This window comes from Bacillus cereus (assembly GCF_002561295.1).
Lineage (GTDB): Bacteria > Bacillota > Bacilli > Bacillales > Bacillaceae_G > Bacillus_A > Bacillus_A cereus_S.
On the sequence record NZ_NTUG01000005.1, the window covers coordinates 204,312 to 220,083 of the forward strand.

Consider the following 15,772-nt stretch of genomic DNA (forward strand, 5'->3'; position numbering starts at 1 on the left):
TCTTCATCCCCCCCTACCTTCTTTAGGAAAGCGGCAGCGACTCGCTCACAATCACAGGACGTTGGAGCCTCCGACAAAGAGGCGCTTTTTACCTCGTCCGAGGGGGTGAAACGACCGGAGACTCTAGCCACTAGAGCTGGACCTCGTTTTTCTCTAAATCTTGAGTCGGAGGTCTTATTGCCCGTTAATGCGGGATAAAGTGAACCCTTCTATATGAACAACATGCATTATCCTAATTTCTTATACACAAATATGCTCAGCGATATTATACCGTAGTACATCCCAGTTACCATTCTCCACTTTCACGTAACTAATACACGCATTTTTCAATGGGGTTTTAAATGTAATTTCATTAGGTAAAATTGCATGTAAAATTGCTTTTATCGCATGTGAATGCGCAACAATAATAATACGTTTACCTTCATGTGTTTGTGCAACATCTTTCAATGCAGAAAAGCAGCGATTTACAATCTCTTCATCTGTTTCCATACCTTCTACATTTCCCTCTGCAATAAGCTCTCTAACTGTAGGAATTGGTTTTCCTGATGCCTCTCCAAAATTCCGTTCAACAAATCGCTCATCTAGAAGAATAGACTGTATTCCAACAGCACCTGCGATTGCCTGTGCTGTTTCTTGCGCTCTACTTAAGGGACTGCTAATCATCACATCCCACGTTTCCATCTTTAATGTAGCTGCACTTTGACTCGCTTGCTTTTTCCCAACTTCATTAAGTGGAATGTCTTCGCGTCCTTGAATAATCTCTTGAAAATTCCAATCAGTTTGTCCATGTCGTACTAAACAAATTTCCGTCATGCTATAACTCCTTTTTCCAATAATCTGTTTCTATTGTAACAAAAGTTTTGCATGACGGACATAGTTTTCCCCTGCCAATTACGTTGTATTTTGCTGCTTCATATATTGGAACATATCAATCATAATAGAAGCAACCGCCAATTGATTTTGAAATTTTGCAACTTTATCTGGAATTGTCTTTTTATAATACTCTAAGGCTGCTAATTCAAATGCTTCCTTTTCTTCCGGATTACGTGATAATTTTCGATACCAATGAGGTTGCTCACGAATATAGCGCTCTAAATCTTTATCAGCTTTTATAAATTCTACAAGTTCTGCCCTCATCCTCTTTTCCTCCTAATCTTTCCGAAAGAAAAATGGATTATTTTCAGAAGTTCTTTGCTCGGGTCGGGTATGATTTCCTTGAAATTGTTGAATAACCTGTTGCACACTCCCAATCGCACTTGTTACATTAGCTAGATGTTGCTGCATTTGTTCTGCGTCTAATTTCTTAAAAAAAGAAATCATCTGCCCCATCAAATCGGCCGCTTTTTCATCATTCATTTCTTCTTGTGCTGATGGAGAAATTGCTTCTCCATCAGCTTTATATCCCTTCCATATTTCGTCTTTCTCTCCAAGTAAATACCATTCCTCATAAAATTGTTGCCATGTTTTTTGACCATTTCGAACTTCATGAACCATTTTAGGGTGACGGTTTACAAACTCTTTAAACTGTTGAACAGAAGGATGTAACGGTCCTTTTGTTTTTGTCATAATCCTCACCTCTTCAGATGTATCTACTATATTGTAAGAAAAAAAAGGCGCATGGTTCGCCTATTTTTAACGATTCATGCACCTTCTCCTATTTTCTAATGAAATTTTGAGTGTAAAACTTATCAAATACTCCAACGCCCAATCCAGTGAATTGATCATTTAACAGGTTTTTCCGATGTCCTTCACTATTCAACCAACCTTGTACTGCCGCGATACCATCAGTATGTTGTGCTGCTATATTTTCACCTGCAAGTTGAAATGTAACTTGGCCACGTTGTAATCGATCACCTAAAGTTCCAAATTTCGGTGAATCATGTGAAAAATAATTATTCTCTTTCATATCTTTGCTATGTCCTAAAGCCACTTCAGCTGTTTGTTGATCCCACACTAATAATGGTAACTGATGACGACTACGAATAATATTTGTCAAATCGAAAATTTGTTGCATATTCCCTTGTTCTATTTGTGCCATTTTTTCTGGGGCAACCGGCTGATTTTCCTCTAATTCTCCAGAATACACAAGCTGATACGGTCTTTGTCGAAGCAATGTTTCATCATCCATGTACCGAACTCCAACAAGTTCATGTGTAAATTTATCAAAATATAATTGCGCCCAAACATCTTCAATCGAAACAAGTGGTTGTTCAGTAATCTCATTATCAGACAATTCGAATTGATAAGTATTTCGCCCTTCTTTTAACGAAATCTCATGTGAAAACGGACTTTTTTTATAAGCATTTTCATATTTTTCATTCATTCGAAATGGAGCGACATCTAATTGATTCCCGCCGACATAAGCTGTTACGATTTTATGTTCTTCAACACCGAATTGTACATATTTTGATAAATCTTGATTATAAACCCACCACTCATAACCATACGCAGAAGGTTCAATTCGGGCTGGCTCTCCCCATTTTGCTAATAAACTTTCGGAATCTCCACCTATTAATTGAGAGATTGTCTCTGGGAATCCTTCATTTATTTGCTTCTTTTTCTTAATAATCTTATGTTCCTGTTTGGAGGGAGATGGCTGTAATATATATTGCGAAACGAGTAATTTCCCGTATAAATCAATTGCTAAAATAAAAACCGTAATCATTACGATACGTAATAATTTTTTCAAACAATATACCTCCTGGTCAAACACGAAATTGAGATATACACAAATACGGACTTCTCTTTTGTGTGTACCATACTATTTTTACTATATCATACTTTCATTAAAAAAGCCGTGTTTCTCCCTTTTCTCTCAATATGAATTGCGATTTCTCATTATTCATACTATTATAAATTTAGAGTGTTTTAAATAAACATAAGGAGGGATTCCATGCAATTTATAAATTCAAAACTTATAGATGCAGTCGTAGATTTCACATTATTAACAGAGGTCATGCAAAATCAGCATTTTGTACTTGCCGGGCAATGGGATTACGAGCGAGTTACATACGACTATAAATTTGAAATATTAAAGGATGTATACTATTTACGATTACAAGGATTTGCTGTAGAAGGAGAAATCGGAGGGCGGCATGCACAAGTTAAATTACTTCCTCCGCTGTTAGGAAAACATTATTATCCACATGGCGTTGAATATGGAGAGAATGAAAATTTCCCTACAAACGTACTTCAAAAAAGTGAACAACTTCTGCAAAATATCGAAAAAGAATTGAAAGAATTTCAAATTATCGAGTAAATAAAACAGGCATGTCCAGATGGACATGCCTGTTTTATTTCGTTTGCAAATACGGGGGCACTGCCTGTAGTTGTTCCTTATCTTTTTTGCGTTCTTTACGTGCCCATTTAAAGAATACATAGCCGATAATCGTACCATACACTATTTCCTGGACAATTTTCATAATAATGCCACCTGTTTGTTGATCTTGTACAATCGGCATCCAGTGTAAAAATTCTGGTCCAGTTATATTTAAATCTGTCAGCATTCCTGCTGGTACACAAAGTTCCATCGCTTTCATCCATGCGCTAGGATCTGTATATGTAACAAACAACGATTCACTCGCAAATATAATTAAGGCACAAGCTGGTGTTAATAATACACCGTTTGCAAACATGTAACCAATTTTTTTTATTTCACTTAATGTTTGATACTCTGGTAACGGATTCAGCATCGGCCACCACATCATCATTGCCGTAAAAAATAGTACAGCAAGAAAAATAGGATGAGCAACTTGATTTTGCTTTACCGTGTCAAAAACAACAGGTAAGTGATATATGGAAAATAGTCCGTTAAACACAAACAGAGCAATAAGCGGTTTTGTAAATATATTCAATATTATTTTAATGAAACGAAAAGAAGTAATATACCGATATAACCAAACTGGAATCCCTAATAAAAGTAATGGTGGCACCGCAATATACATCACAGCCATTTCAAACATATGTGCACTAAATATAATGTGCCCCAGTAAATCAATTGGTCCACCTTTCACAAAATATAACAGGACAATTCCAGTTGTGAAATAAAACATTTGTATTTTACTTACCTTTTCTGCATGTTGAAACCGATTTTTATATGGTCCGATAATAAGAAAATAACCGATAAGGATAGACACCATAAAAAGTAAAAAGATCGGACTCCATAAAGCTTCAAATCCAAATACCCATAAATTGCCCATTTTTATACCTATCCTTTCATTATAAATTCCTGACCTTCATAGGAAAAAGGGAGCCAAGACAACAGCAAGCTCCCTATCCTTTACTTTTTAAATCCACACAATTGTCATAAAAGCTAAAACAGTTAACAAACCTACCAACAACCCAGAGTATAAGAAAAAGGATGCTGCTTCATGACCTTTATGACTCATGTGCATGAAATAATACAATTGAAATATTACTTGCACAACCGCTAATAGTAAAATAAATGGTACCGAGAAAAGAGGGCTAAATGTTTTCGGGTAAGCAACCGCCGCAAAAGCGACAATCGTTAAGAAAATCATTAAACCAAATGTAATCACTTGATGTCTCATTTCCTCTGCACTTTTTCTTCTACGATAAACAAGATCTACCTTCAGATTACTTGTGTTTGTTTGCTTGATCGCCATTGTTTATCCCACCATTCCCATTAAATATACTACAGTGAAAATAAACACCCAAACTACATCAATAAAATGCCAATAAATAGATGCGACGTAAAACTTTGGAGCATTATACAAATTTAAACCCCGTTTCGCATTTCGAAATACTAACGTTAAAATCCATAGTAACCCGAATAATACGTGCAATCCGTGAGTTCCAACAAGCGCATAAAATGCCGAACCAAAGGCACTACTTCTCATCGTATGTTTGAATTCGTGTGTATAATGATAAAATTCATAAATCTCAAATCCTAAAAACCCTAATCCTAATAGTACCGTAACAATTAACCAAAGCTGCATCTGCTTAAAGTTAAAGTTCTTCATATGATACATTGCATACACGCTTGTTAAACTACTTGTTAACAAAAGCATCGTCATAATAAAGACAAGTGGCATTTGAAACATTTCTTGAGAAGTGGGGCCACCATTTGTAGAGTTTTTCAAGGCTAAATATGTGCCAAATAAGGAAGCGAACAATACTGTTTCGCCTCCAAGAAATAGCCAAAATCCGACAAACTTATTTTTCCCCTCAAGGGTTGCTTTTTCAGGCTCTGCTGGAAATGTTTCATTTGTTAGTTTTTCCTCTACATGCATTACGCTGTGCCCCCCTTATCATCCAAATCCTCTTTATGAATATGATACCCATGATCATCAATTACTGAACGGAAGAACATTGCACCAAACGTAATAATAAGCCCGATAATTGCAACTAATAACCAAAACTTATCTTTTCCACCTTGCATATACATTGCACCAAATGCCGCTATAAATAATCCAAGCGATATAATAAATGGTGAAAATGAAGAGTTTGGCATATGAATGTCACTAACAGGCTCTGCTGGTGTCATTTCTTTATTTCCTTCACGTTTTTCAATCCAAAACGGATCTAGCCCTCGAACAAATGGTAATTGCTTAAAGTTATATTCTGGCGTTGGTGCTGGCATTGTCCATTCTAATGTGCGGCCATCCCATGGATCGCGGCCTGCCTTTTCTTTAGACAACGATGTTTTCACAACATTGAATAAAAGAACAATCGTTCCAAGAGCCATAAATACAGCACCAATTGAACTAATTAAGTTTCCTGTTTCTAATCCTTGTCCTGGTAAATACGTAAAGTAACGACGTGGCATACCAATTAAACCAAGGAAATGTTGAATAAAGAATGTTAAATGGAACCCGATAAAGAACAACCAAAATGTGATTTTTCCGAGTGTCTCATTTAATACTCTGTTAAACATAAGCGGCCAATAATAATGTGCACCTGCCAATAACCCAAATACAACCCCTCCAACGATTACGTAGTGAAAATGCGCCACAACGAAATAGTTATCATGGAATTGATAATCAGCAGGAGCTGAAGCAAGCATAACACCTGTTACCCCACCCATTACAAATGATGGAATAAATGCAACAGCCCACATCATTGGCGTTGTAAACCTAATACTCCCGCCCCACATCGTAAAGAGCCAGTTAAATATCTTAATACCGGTCGGAACTGCAATTGCCATTGTTGCAACTGAAAAAATAGCATTCGCAACAGGACCAAGACCAACTGTAAACATGTGATGCGCCCATACCATAAATCCTAAAAACCCTATCAACACTGTTGCAAATACCATAGACGAGTAACCAAATAGGCGTTTTTTAGAAAATGTAGCGAAGATTTCTGAGAATATTCCGAAAGCTGGGAGTATAAGAATGTACACTTCTGGGTGACCGAAGATCCAGAATAAATGCTCCCATATAATCGTATTCCCCCCTAAAGCCGGGTTAAAGAAACTTGTACCAAATAGGCGATCTAACATAAGTAGTGCCAATCCAACTGTCAATGGCGGAAAGGCAAAGAGAATAAGTGAAGACGTTACAAATGTTGTCCATGTAAACATCGGCATACGCATATATGTCATTCCAGGTGCACGCATATTAATAATTGTGACGAGGAAGTTGATACCACCAATCAGTGTACCTATACCCGATATTTGTAACCCTAGTACATAAAAGTCAACACCATGTCCTTTAGAGGCAAGTGACAACGATGCATAAGATGTCCATCCTGCATCAGGTGCTCCCCCTAAAAACCAACTTAAGTTTAAAAACACTCCACCAAAGAAAAACAACCAAAATCCAAGTGAATTTAAAAATGGAAACGCCACATCGCGTGCCCCAATTTGAAGTGGCACAGCAGCGTTCATAAATGCAAACACGAGCGGCATAGCTGCGAGGAAAATCATTGTTGTACCGTGCATTGTTAATACTTGATTGTAAGCATCCCCAACAAGAAAAGCATTGTTTGGAATGGCTAATTGAAGACGGATAAATAATGCTTCTATTCCGCCAATGATAAAAAATAATCCACCTGCAATTAAATAGAGAATGGCAATTTTTTTATGGTCTACTGTCGTCAAATAATCCCATATAACAGCACCCATCCCCTGTTTCTTTGCTACAGAACTCACGCTTTCAACCTCCCCTTCGCAAATAATCCCTCTTTACTTCTCAACTTTTAACGTTTTCAAGTAGGCATTTAACGCCTCTACTTCGTTATCTGTTAAGTTGCCATATTTACCAGTCATTTTATTTCCTGGTTTCATATTTTCAGGATCCTTTAGCCATTTTTTTAGGTTTTCTTCATTATTTTCAGCAATGCCGGCGACCATATCGCGATCAGCAAAATTCGCTAGGTTTGGTGCGATACGTGCAGAAGGTGGTCTACTATCATTTGATCCAGTTGCATGACAACCAATACAGCTTTTGTTGAATATTTCTTTACCTTCTTGTTCTTTTGTAGAAGCTACTTCCTTCTTACCATCAAGTTTCTTCATATCTGCAATCCAAGTTTTGTACTCGCTTTCATCAACAGCTTTTACTTTAAATTGCATTAAAGAATGCGATGGACCACAAAATTCTGTACAAAAACCATTATAAGTGCCTGATTTATCTGCCTTTAACCACATTTTGTTTACATTATCTGTATTTGTATCCATTTTTCCAGCTAAAGATGGAACCCAAAATGAATGTTTAATATCAGCACCTTTCAGATTCAAGTACACTTTTTTACCTGTGGGGATAACTAAGTCTTGCGAAGTTACTATCTTTTCTGATTTATAAGAAAATTCCCACCAATAAAGATTCGCTGTTACATCAACAACGATTGTATCTTTATCAATATTCTTTTTCTCCATCGCACTTACGTCAGCAAGCTTGAAGGTATATGTAACAGTCGGAACAGCCAATATTAGCAACAGAATAATCGGAATGACTGTCCATATAATTTCTAGTTTGTGATTTCCTTCAACTTGCTTTGGGATATAATCCTCTTGACCCTTCTTTTGTCGGAAACGCACAATTACATATAAGAAAATAATAGTAACTACAAGTACAACACCTACCATAATCGCACTTGCTAACAAGAGTAAATCATATTGCATTTTTGCTACTTCACCTTGCGGAATTAAAGTAGATTGAAAGGCTTTACCGCATCCCCCTAACAGTAAAGCCAGCAGTGAAACGAATGAAAGCAGTCGCCACTGTTTCTTCATACAAACAACCCCCACTTTCTTTGTGAATTAGATTGTACTTTATTTATAGTAAGTAAAGTAAATCTCAACGTAAAGAAATCCCCTCATGTCGTTGTCTTAGAAGAATGTAACTACAATCATTGACACAAATAAGATTGTCAAGTAATTCAAGGAGTAAACAAACATTTGTATGGACCATTTTATATCATCCTTCTTGCGGAATCCATAGAATCCTAATGCGATCCATCCAATGTTAAGCAATGTTGCAATTACCATGAATGTTACTCCCAGTCCACTCATATAAAATGGTAGTGGTAATAAACATACTGTCCAAATCATGATTTGACGTTTTGTAATATCAAATCCATGTACAACAGGAAGCATTGGAATACCTGCATTTCGATATTCATCAACACGTTTCATCGCTAATGCGAGGAAATGTGGGATTTGCCAAATAAACATAATTAAAAATAGCATCCAAGCAATTGGATGATCTAAACTAGGATCAATTGCTGCCCAGCCAATTAAAGGCGGAACTGCTCCAGATACACTACCTACTACTGTATTGAGTGTATATGCTCGTTTTGTCCATAACGAATATAAAACAACATATGTGAAAGCACCGATAAAACCTATAATTGCTGCCATTGGTGTTGTAAATAACAAGAACACAAAACCAAGAAGCAATAAAGTAATACCTAATGTTAACGCAAAACTAGGTTTATATTTTCCAGTTACTGTCGGACGATTTTTTGTCCGTTCCATTAAGTGATCAATATCCCGATCAATATAATTATTCAAGCTACATGACCCTGCCATGATTAAAGCAGAACCGACAATTGTAAAAAACATTTTATCCAAATAGTTCACAGCATGTAATCCATTAAAATGTAAAGCTAACCATAACCCTGTAAACACCGTAAGTGTATTCGAGTTTACAATCCCCATCTTAACGAGCGCTAATAAATCTTGTACACGTGTTGTTTCCGGCACATTTGTTATAGCTGACTCATCATGCAGCTCACTTGTTGCATGGTTCATCATTTCAACCCCCTCTTAAAACTTTCATCCTTCTTCCGTGTCTTTCCTTTACAAACGTAATACGCTTCTATATAGCAATATTATTACAGTAGAAATGTTGTTTTCTCACTTTGCTATTAATCTACGCTCATACTCGAATATATTAAATCATATTTCCTAAATAATTTGTGAAGAAAACATGAACTTTTTGTGTCGAACAGCAAAAAAGTTTCTCCTATTACTCCCTATCATAACATGAGATTATCTTCTATAATAAACTATTTTGTCATATTTGGTATATATTCTCCTTATTTCTTTTTATATATAGAAGTATTTCCCCCTAAAACAGGTATTTTTCATTCCATTTTTTGTTTTTTGCAAGTACTTTATCAACCCTCCCATTCCTTTGCTATTTTATTATTTTTTATATATCATAGGACTGTAGCACGTTTTGTTCTATAAAATTGATGGAATGAAAATATTTCGCAATAACTTCATAACAGAAAGATGGTGAAAAGATTGCAACGTTTTATTAAATGGTTAGCAGTCATTACAAGTCTCGACCTATTATTTGTTTTATTAGGAGGGGCTTTAGTTACAAAAACAGGTTCAGGACAAGGTTGCGGTAAATCATGGCCTCTTTGTAATGGTGAACTCGTTCCTTCAAATTTATCAATGGAAACGATTATTGAACTAAGTCATCGTTTAACATCAGGATCTGCTGGAATTCTCGTCACACTTCTTTGTATACTATCATGGAAATATTATAAGCATGTACGTGAAACAAAAACGCTTGCTATTTTATCCTTTGTATTTTTAGTTGCACAGGCATTAATGGGAGCAGCAGCAGTTGTATGGGGACAAGTACCCGCTGTACTTGCTATTCATTTTGGTATCTCCTTAATTTCATTTGCTTCTGTTATTTTGCTAGCATGTCTTATTTTTGAGATTGACAAAAAATTTGATGCACGGTCCCTCATCATGGACAAAAAAATGAAATTTCATATTTATGGCGTAACAATTTACTGCTATATTGTTGTCTATACAGGGGCTTTAGTACGTCATGAGCGTGCTAGTTTGGCTTGTCCAGACTTCCCGCTTTGTAGCAAAAGTAGACCATTGCCTATTCAGTGGCATGAATGGGTACAGATGGGGCATAGGGTTGCCGCAATGTTAATATTCGCTTGGATTCTATATGCGATGATTCTTGCTATTCGCCACTACAAACAGCAACGAGTAATATATTGGGGATGGACTATTTCGTTTATTCTTGTTACACTTCAAGCAATTGTTGGTATTTTAGTCGTTTATACAAATGCAAGTTTAGCAATGGCATTGTTACATTCGCTCTTTATATCTTGCCTCTTTGCTGTACTATGCTATTTAGTTATGTTGGGTACACGAAGCACAGCAAATGAAAAAAAGGCCCAACAATCCACTACAACGCAAAATAAACAATCATTTTAATACATTACCATTGTGACAAATTGTTATTTTTATATAAAGAAAAGAGCTACTTTTGAGTAGCTCTTTTCTTTATGTTTATTGCTCTAATTCAATCAGCAAATCTCCCGTTTGAATCGCATCGCCATCTTTTACATATACTTTCTTTACTTTCCCATTGAATGGCGCCTGAACCGTTGTTTCCATTTTCATCGCTTCTGTAATTGCCATGGAATCACCTTTTTTCACTTCATCGCCTTCGTTTACAACGACTTTAATAACCGTCCCTGGCATTGTTGCACTAATATGATTTGGATTCTCACGGTTTCCTTTCACGCGTTGTGCAACTGTTGCTTTAATATTTTCATCTTTCACAACAATTTCACGTGGTTGCCCATTAAATTCAAAGTAAAGCACACGCGTTCCATCTGGTTGTGGTTCACCAATTGACACTAATTTAACCATTAATGTTTTACCACGTTCAATTTCCACACCAATTTCTTCACCCAGTCTCATACCATAGAAGAATGTTGGTGTATCAAGTACAGATACATTTCCATAAAGTCCAGTTACCTTTTGATAATCCATAAATACTTTTGGATACAGTGCATATGCAACGACATCAAAAATCGTTACTTCGCGTCCAAGCTTATGGAATAACTCTTCTTTTAACGCGTCAAAATCAACTGGTTCTAATAATTCTCCCGGCCTTACTGTTAATGGTTCTTTCCCTTTTAAAATGATTTTTTGTAATTCTTTCGGGAAACCGCCATAAGGCTGTCCAAGATCTCCAGAGAACATTTCTACAACAGAACCTGGGAAATCTAGAGAATGACCACGCTCAAAAATGTCTTGTTCTGTAAGATGATTTTGTACCATAAATAATGCCATATCACCAACAACTTTTGATGAAGGTGTTACTTTTACAATATCCCCAAACATATCATTTACACGGCGATACATCACTTTCACTTCATCAAATCGGTCTCCTAAACCAACTGCTTTCGCTTGTTGTTGTAAGTTACTATATTGACCACCTGGCATTTCATGCATATATACTTCAGTATGAGGTGCATTCATGCCACTTTCAAATGGCGCATAATATTTACGGACATCTTCCCAGTAATGTGACAGTTTTTCTAATGCATCCACATTCACATCTGGCTGTCTTTCTTGTCCACCTAGCGCATAATATAACGTATTTGCACTTGGTTGCGATGTCAGACCGGCCATTGAGCTTACAGCTACATCGACAATGTCTACACCTGCTTCAATTGCTTTCGTATACGTTAACACACCATTTCCACTTGTATCGTGCGTATGAAGATGAATCGGAATCGATACCGTTTCTTTTAAAGCAGAAACTAAATCATAAGCTGCATTCGGTTTTAATAATCCCGCCATATCTTTAATACCTAGAATATGCGCTCCTGATGCTTCCAATTCTTTCGCTAAGTTTTTATAATAATTCAAGTCATATTTACTACGCATTGGGTCATGGATATCCCCTGTATAACACATTGTTGCCTCTGCAATCTTGCCACTCTCTCTTACAGCATCAATAGCAACTCTCATACCTTCCACCCAGTTTAAGCTATCAAAAATACGGAATACATCGATACCAGCTTGCGCTGAACATTCTACAAATTTTTGAATTAAATTATCTGGATAGTTTTTATAACCAACTGCATTCGATGAACGAAGAAGCATTTGGAATAAAACATTCGGCATTGTTTCACGAAGTTCTAATAGGCGTTCCCATGGATCTTCTTTTAAGAAACGGTATGCAACATCAAACGTTGCACCGCCCCACATTTCCGCTGAAAATAAGTTTGGTAACATTCTAGCTGTCGGTTCAGCAATTTGCTTTAAATCTTTTGTACGGATACGTGTTGCAAGTAATGATTGATGTGCATCACGGAATGTAGTATCCGTTAATAGCACACGTTTTTGATCTTGTACCCATTTTACTAATCCATCTGCACCGCGTTCGTCTAAAATTTGTTTCGTTCCATTTTGAATTGGTTCAGAATGCTTCACATTCGGTATACGTGCATCCGAGAAAATCGGTTTTTCTTTCTTTCCTACACCCGGGAAACCATTGACTGTTACTGTACCTACGTAACTTAACATCTTTGTTCCACGGTCTTTACGTTTTGGGAATACAAACAGTTCAGGTGATGCATCAATAAATGATGTATCATATTCTCCGGACAAGAAGTTCTTATGTTTTACCACATTCTCTAAGAATGGGATATTTGTTTTAATACCACGAATACGGAATTCTTTTAAGTTACGCTCCATTTTCGCCGCTGCTTGTTCAAATGTAAGTGCCCAAGTTGTTACTTTTACAAGTAAAGAATCATAGTATGGTGTAATAACCGCACCTTGGAAGCTGTTACCTGTGTCAAGACGAACGCCAAAACCACCACCTGAACGATACGCCATAATTTTACCTGTATCAGGCATAAAGTTATTAAGCGGATCTTCTGTTGTTACACGAGATTGGATTGCATATCCATGCACAACGACGTCTTCTTGTTTTGGTACACTCACTGTTGAACTATGTAAAGAGTGTCCATCAGCAATTAAAATTTGAGACTGTACAATGTCAATTCCTGTAATCATTTCTGTAATAGTATGTTCTACTTGAACACGTGGATTTACTTCAATGAAATAAAAATCATTACCTTTTACAAGGAATTCAACTGTACCAGCATTTAAGTAGTTAACATTTTTCGTTAACTGTACTGCTGCTTCACAAATACGATGACGAAGTTCATCTGGGAGCGATACACTTGGTGCAATTTCAACTACTTTTTGATGACGACGTTGTACAGAGCAGTCACGCTCATATAAATGCACAACATTTCCTTCTTCATCGGCTAATATTTGGACTTCTATATGTTTAGGTTTTTCAACGAATTTTTCAACATACACTTCATCGTTACCAAAAGCTGCTTTCGCTTCTGATTTTGCACGATCATAAGATTCTTGTAATTCATCACCGTTACGTACGATACGCATACCACGGCCACCACCACCAAGTGATGCTTTAATAATTATCGGGTAATCATACTTTTCAGCAAATTCTTCAACTTCTTCTATTGAGTTAACAGGTCCATCACTACCAGGAATAACCGGAATATTAGCTAATTGCGCTTGCGTTCTTGCTTTTACTTTATCTCCAAACATATCTAAATGCTTACTTTTTGGTCCGATAAAGATAATCCCTTCTTCTTCACAGCGTCTAGCAAATTGAATATTTTCTGACAAGAAACCATATCCTGGGTGAATTGCATCCACATGATTGCTTTTCGCAATCTCAATAATACCTTCAATATCAAGGTAAGCATCGATTGGCTTTTTGCCTTCTCCCACTAAATAAGATTCATCTGCTTTATAGCGATGGTAAGAACCGCTATCCTCTTTTGAGTAAATTGCAACTGTGTTTAATCCAAGTTCTGAACAAGCTCTGAATACACGAATTGCAATTTCTCCACGGTTAGCTACTAATACTTTTTGAATACGTTGCAGCTTTGTCATGATTTTCCCCCTCTACTTTCCTGCCACTCTAGAGATTAAATAAGTACACGCTCTAAAGAGCGTGAAGTTCTTCACTTTCTTTTCTAAATTATACTTGGAAAGCTTCACTTTATTTTTATTCATCATACCTTATTTTTCAACAAATGATAAGTTTTCTGATCAATTTGTTTCACAAAAACAGTATAGCACAACTATTCTTTTTCTGATAGTCTTATTGTATATCACATTAAAATAAATATGATATACTATTGTTATTTCACCCTCGCAAAGTATAACCTATTGAAAATATCATAAATAAAAAAAGACTTTGTGCATGACACACAAAGCCTTTTTCATTTCACAAGAACAAGATGTGGCTCACCTTGTTCTTTTTTCACTATTTGTTGTTTTTCTTTTTGTTTCTCTTGTCGCTTCACATAACTACCTACATTCAATAATATTCCCATTGCAAATAGGTTCGCCATTAAAGAACTGCCACCATAACTGACAAACGGCAAAGGCACGCCAGTAAGAGGCATTAGCCCAGACATACCAGCGATATTAACAAACGTCTGCACGCCAAGCATACTAGCAATACCTATAGCAATTAAACTTCCAAATGGATCTTTACACTTTTGAGCAATTCGAAGTGAACGAATAATAATAAGCAACAAGCTAATTAAAACAATCGCTACTCCAATAAAACCAAGCTCTTCCGATATAATTGCCATAATAAAATCTGTATGAGGCTCCGGTAGATATCCATATTTTTGTATACTATTCCCAAGGCCTCTTCCGTTTAATTCACCCGAAGCAATACCAATAAAAGAATTTATCAATTGGAACCCATCACCTTGCGGATCTTCAAATGGATTCAAAAACGCTGAAAAACGTGCTTTTTGATAAGGCTTCAATGCAAAGTTACCAACTAAATACAAAAGCGGAACCCATATAATTGCACTTAATAAAATACGCTTTATCCACTTGTTAATCGGAATACCTGAGCAAAGGAACATAATTCCAACAACGCCGATGATTAACAGAACTGTCCCCAAATCATTTTGTTTTAGGATTAAAAATATGATTAATCCTATAAACAAAATTGTACCTGCTGATCCTTTCCATACTGACGTATCCGTTTCTTGTCTTCTTGCAAAGAAACGCGCAAGTATGATAATGATAGCTATTTTAACGAATTCAGCCGGCTGTATACCAAATACCCAAGCTTGTGCACCATTTGCTTCCGTACCAAGCAGTAAGGCTAACGATAACAATCCAATACTTCCTAGCATCATTAGTAATAAAACAATTCTTTTTCTCCAAAACTGGTATGGGACTACAGCGATTACTCCTAATCCCAATACTGTACCTATACTTAATGCTAATAATTGCTTACGAAAAAAGTAATCACTCGGCAAATTCAGTTTAGCATACTTTGTAATAGCTAAAATTGAGCTAGCACTATATACCATTATAACTCCCAGTACACATAAAATAACAAGAGGAAGCAATAATGAATAATCCATTGACTTCCATACTTTTTTCATTCAATATCCTCTTTCTGTTTTCAGTTTAATTGTTGTATTCCATATGTATTGGAATTCTTCC

The 15,772-nt window shown here is 36.4% G+C and carries 14 protein-coding genes; 2 read left to right on the forward strand and 12 right to left on the reverse strand.

The window, feature by feature from the left end:
• Positions 1-240: 240 nt before the first annotated feature.
• From CN373_RS04450 to CN373_RS04465, 4 genes are all read right to left on the reverse strand, one after another.
• The gene (locus CN373_RS04450) at positions 241-813 is read right to left on the reverse strand and encodes a histidine phosphatase family protein (RefSeq protein ID WP_098358884.1); all 573 of its coding nucleotides are present in this window, start codon (positions 811-813) and stop codon (positions 241-243) included.
• A 78-nt stretch (positions 814-891) separates the two neighbouring features.
• Positions 892-1,137 (reverse strand): YlbE-like family protein, encoded by a 246-nt coding sequence (locus CN373_RS04455; protein WP_001200998.1) that lies wholly within the window; start codon positions 1,135-1,137, stop codon positions 892-894.
• Positions 1,138-1,149: 12 nt separating this feature from the next.
• Positions 1,150-1,566: a YlbD family protein gene (locus CN373_RS04460; protein WP_000167918.1), complete on the reverse strand. Its 417-nt coding sequence runs from the start codon at positions 1,564-1,566 to the stop codon at positions 1,150-1,152.
• 88 nt (positions 1,567-1,654) lie between these two features.
• On the reverse strand, positions 1,655-2,689 hold the full coding sequence (locus tag CN373_RS04465; protein WP_000735397.1) for a CAP domain-containing protein: 1,035 nt from the start codon (positions 2,687-2,689) through the stop codon (positions 1,655-1,657).
• Positions 2,690-2,893: 204 nt separating this feature from the next.
• On the opposite strand from CN373_RS04465, the gene CN373_RS04470 reads away from it, so the two are divergent.
• Positions 2,894-3,259: a YugN family protein gene (locus CN373_RS04470; protein WP_001159663.1), complete on the forward strand. Its 366-nt coding sequence runs from the start codon at positions 2,894-2,896 to the stop codon at positions 3,257-3,259.
• Between the two features lie 34 nt (positions 3,260-3,293).
• On the opposite strand, the gene ctaG is transcribed toward CN373_RS04470, so the two are convergent.
• The 6 genes from ctaG to cyoE all read right to left on the reverse strand — a co-directional run bounded on the left by ctaG (position 3,294) and on the right by cyoE (position 9,217).
• Positions 3,294-4,199: a cytochrome c oxidase assembly factor CtaG gene (ctaG, locus tag CN373_RS04475; RefSeq protein WP_098358885.1), complete on the reverse strand. Its 906-nt coding sequence runs from the start codon at positions 4,197-4,199 to the stop codon at positions 3,294-3,296.
• An 87-nt stretch (positions 4,200-4,286) separates the two neighbouring features.
• Positions 4,287-4,625, reverse strand: a complete 339-nt coding sequence (gene ctaF / locus CN373_RS04480) for a cytochrome c oxidase subunit IVB (RefSeq protein WP_000985709.1) — start codon at positions 4,623-4,625, stop codon at positions 4,287-4,289.
• 3 nt (positions 4,626-4,628) lie between these two features.
• Positions 4,629-5,252, reverse strand: coding sequence for a cytochrome c oxidase subunit III (ctaE, locus tag CN373_RS04485; RefSeq protein WP_000557899.1), 624 nt, complete (start codon positions 5,250-5,252; stop codon positions 4,629-4,631).
• The gene (gene ctaD / locus CN373_RS04490) at positions 5,252-7,087 is read right to left on the reverse strand and encodes a cytochrome c oxidase subunit I (RefSeq protein ID WP_176538696.1); all 1,836 of its coding nucleotides are present in this window, start codon (positions 7,085-7,087) and stop codon (positions 5,252-5,254) included. The genes ctaE and ctaD overlap by 1 nt, the downstream gene beginning before the upstream one ends.
• Positions 7,088-7,147: 60 nt before the next feature.
• On the reverse strand, positions 7,148-8,197 hold the full coding sequence (gene coxB, locus CN373_RS04495) for a cytochrome c oxidase subunit II (RefSeq protein WP_000745275.1): 1,050 nt from the start codon (positions 8,195-8,197) through the stop codon (positions 7,148-7,150).
• Positions 8,198-8,293: 96 nt separating this feature from the next.
• A complete protein-coding gene (cyoE, locus tag CN373_RS04500) occupies positions 8,294-9,217 on the reverse strand; it encodes a heme o synthase (protein ID WP_001015048.1) in 924 nt (307 codons plus the stop codon).
• A gap of 498 nt (positions 9,218-9,715) precedes the next feature.
• On the opposite strand from cyoE, the gene CN373_RS04505 reads away from it, so the two are divergent.
• Positions 9,716-10,663, forward strand: coding sequence for a COX15/CtaA family protein (locus CN373_RS04505; protein WP_001188724.1), 948 nt, complete (start codon positions 9,716-9,718; stop codon positions 10,661-10,663).
• A gap of 75 nt (positions 10,664-10,738) precedes the next feature.
• Here the strand turns inward: CN373_RS04505 and pyc are convergent, their stop codons facing one another.
• A complete protein-coding gene (pyc, locus tag CN373_RS04510; protein WP_000164099.1) occupies positions 10,739-14,185 on the reverse strand; it encodes a pyruvate carboxylase in 3,447 nt (1,148 codons plus the stop codon).
• 332 nt (positions 14,186-14,517) lie between these two features.
• Complete coding sequence (locus CN373_RS04515; protein WP_000758398.1) at positions 14,518-15,711, reverse strand: FtsW/RodA/SpoVE family cell cycle protein; 1,194 nt, start codon at positions 15,709-15,711, stop codon at positions 14,518-14,520.
• Positions 15,712-15,772: the final 61 nt, after the last annotated feature.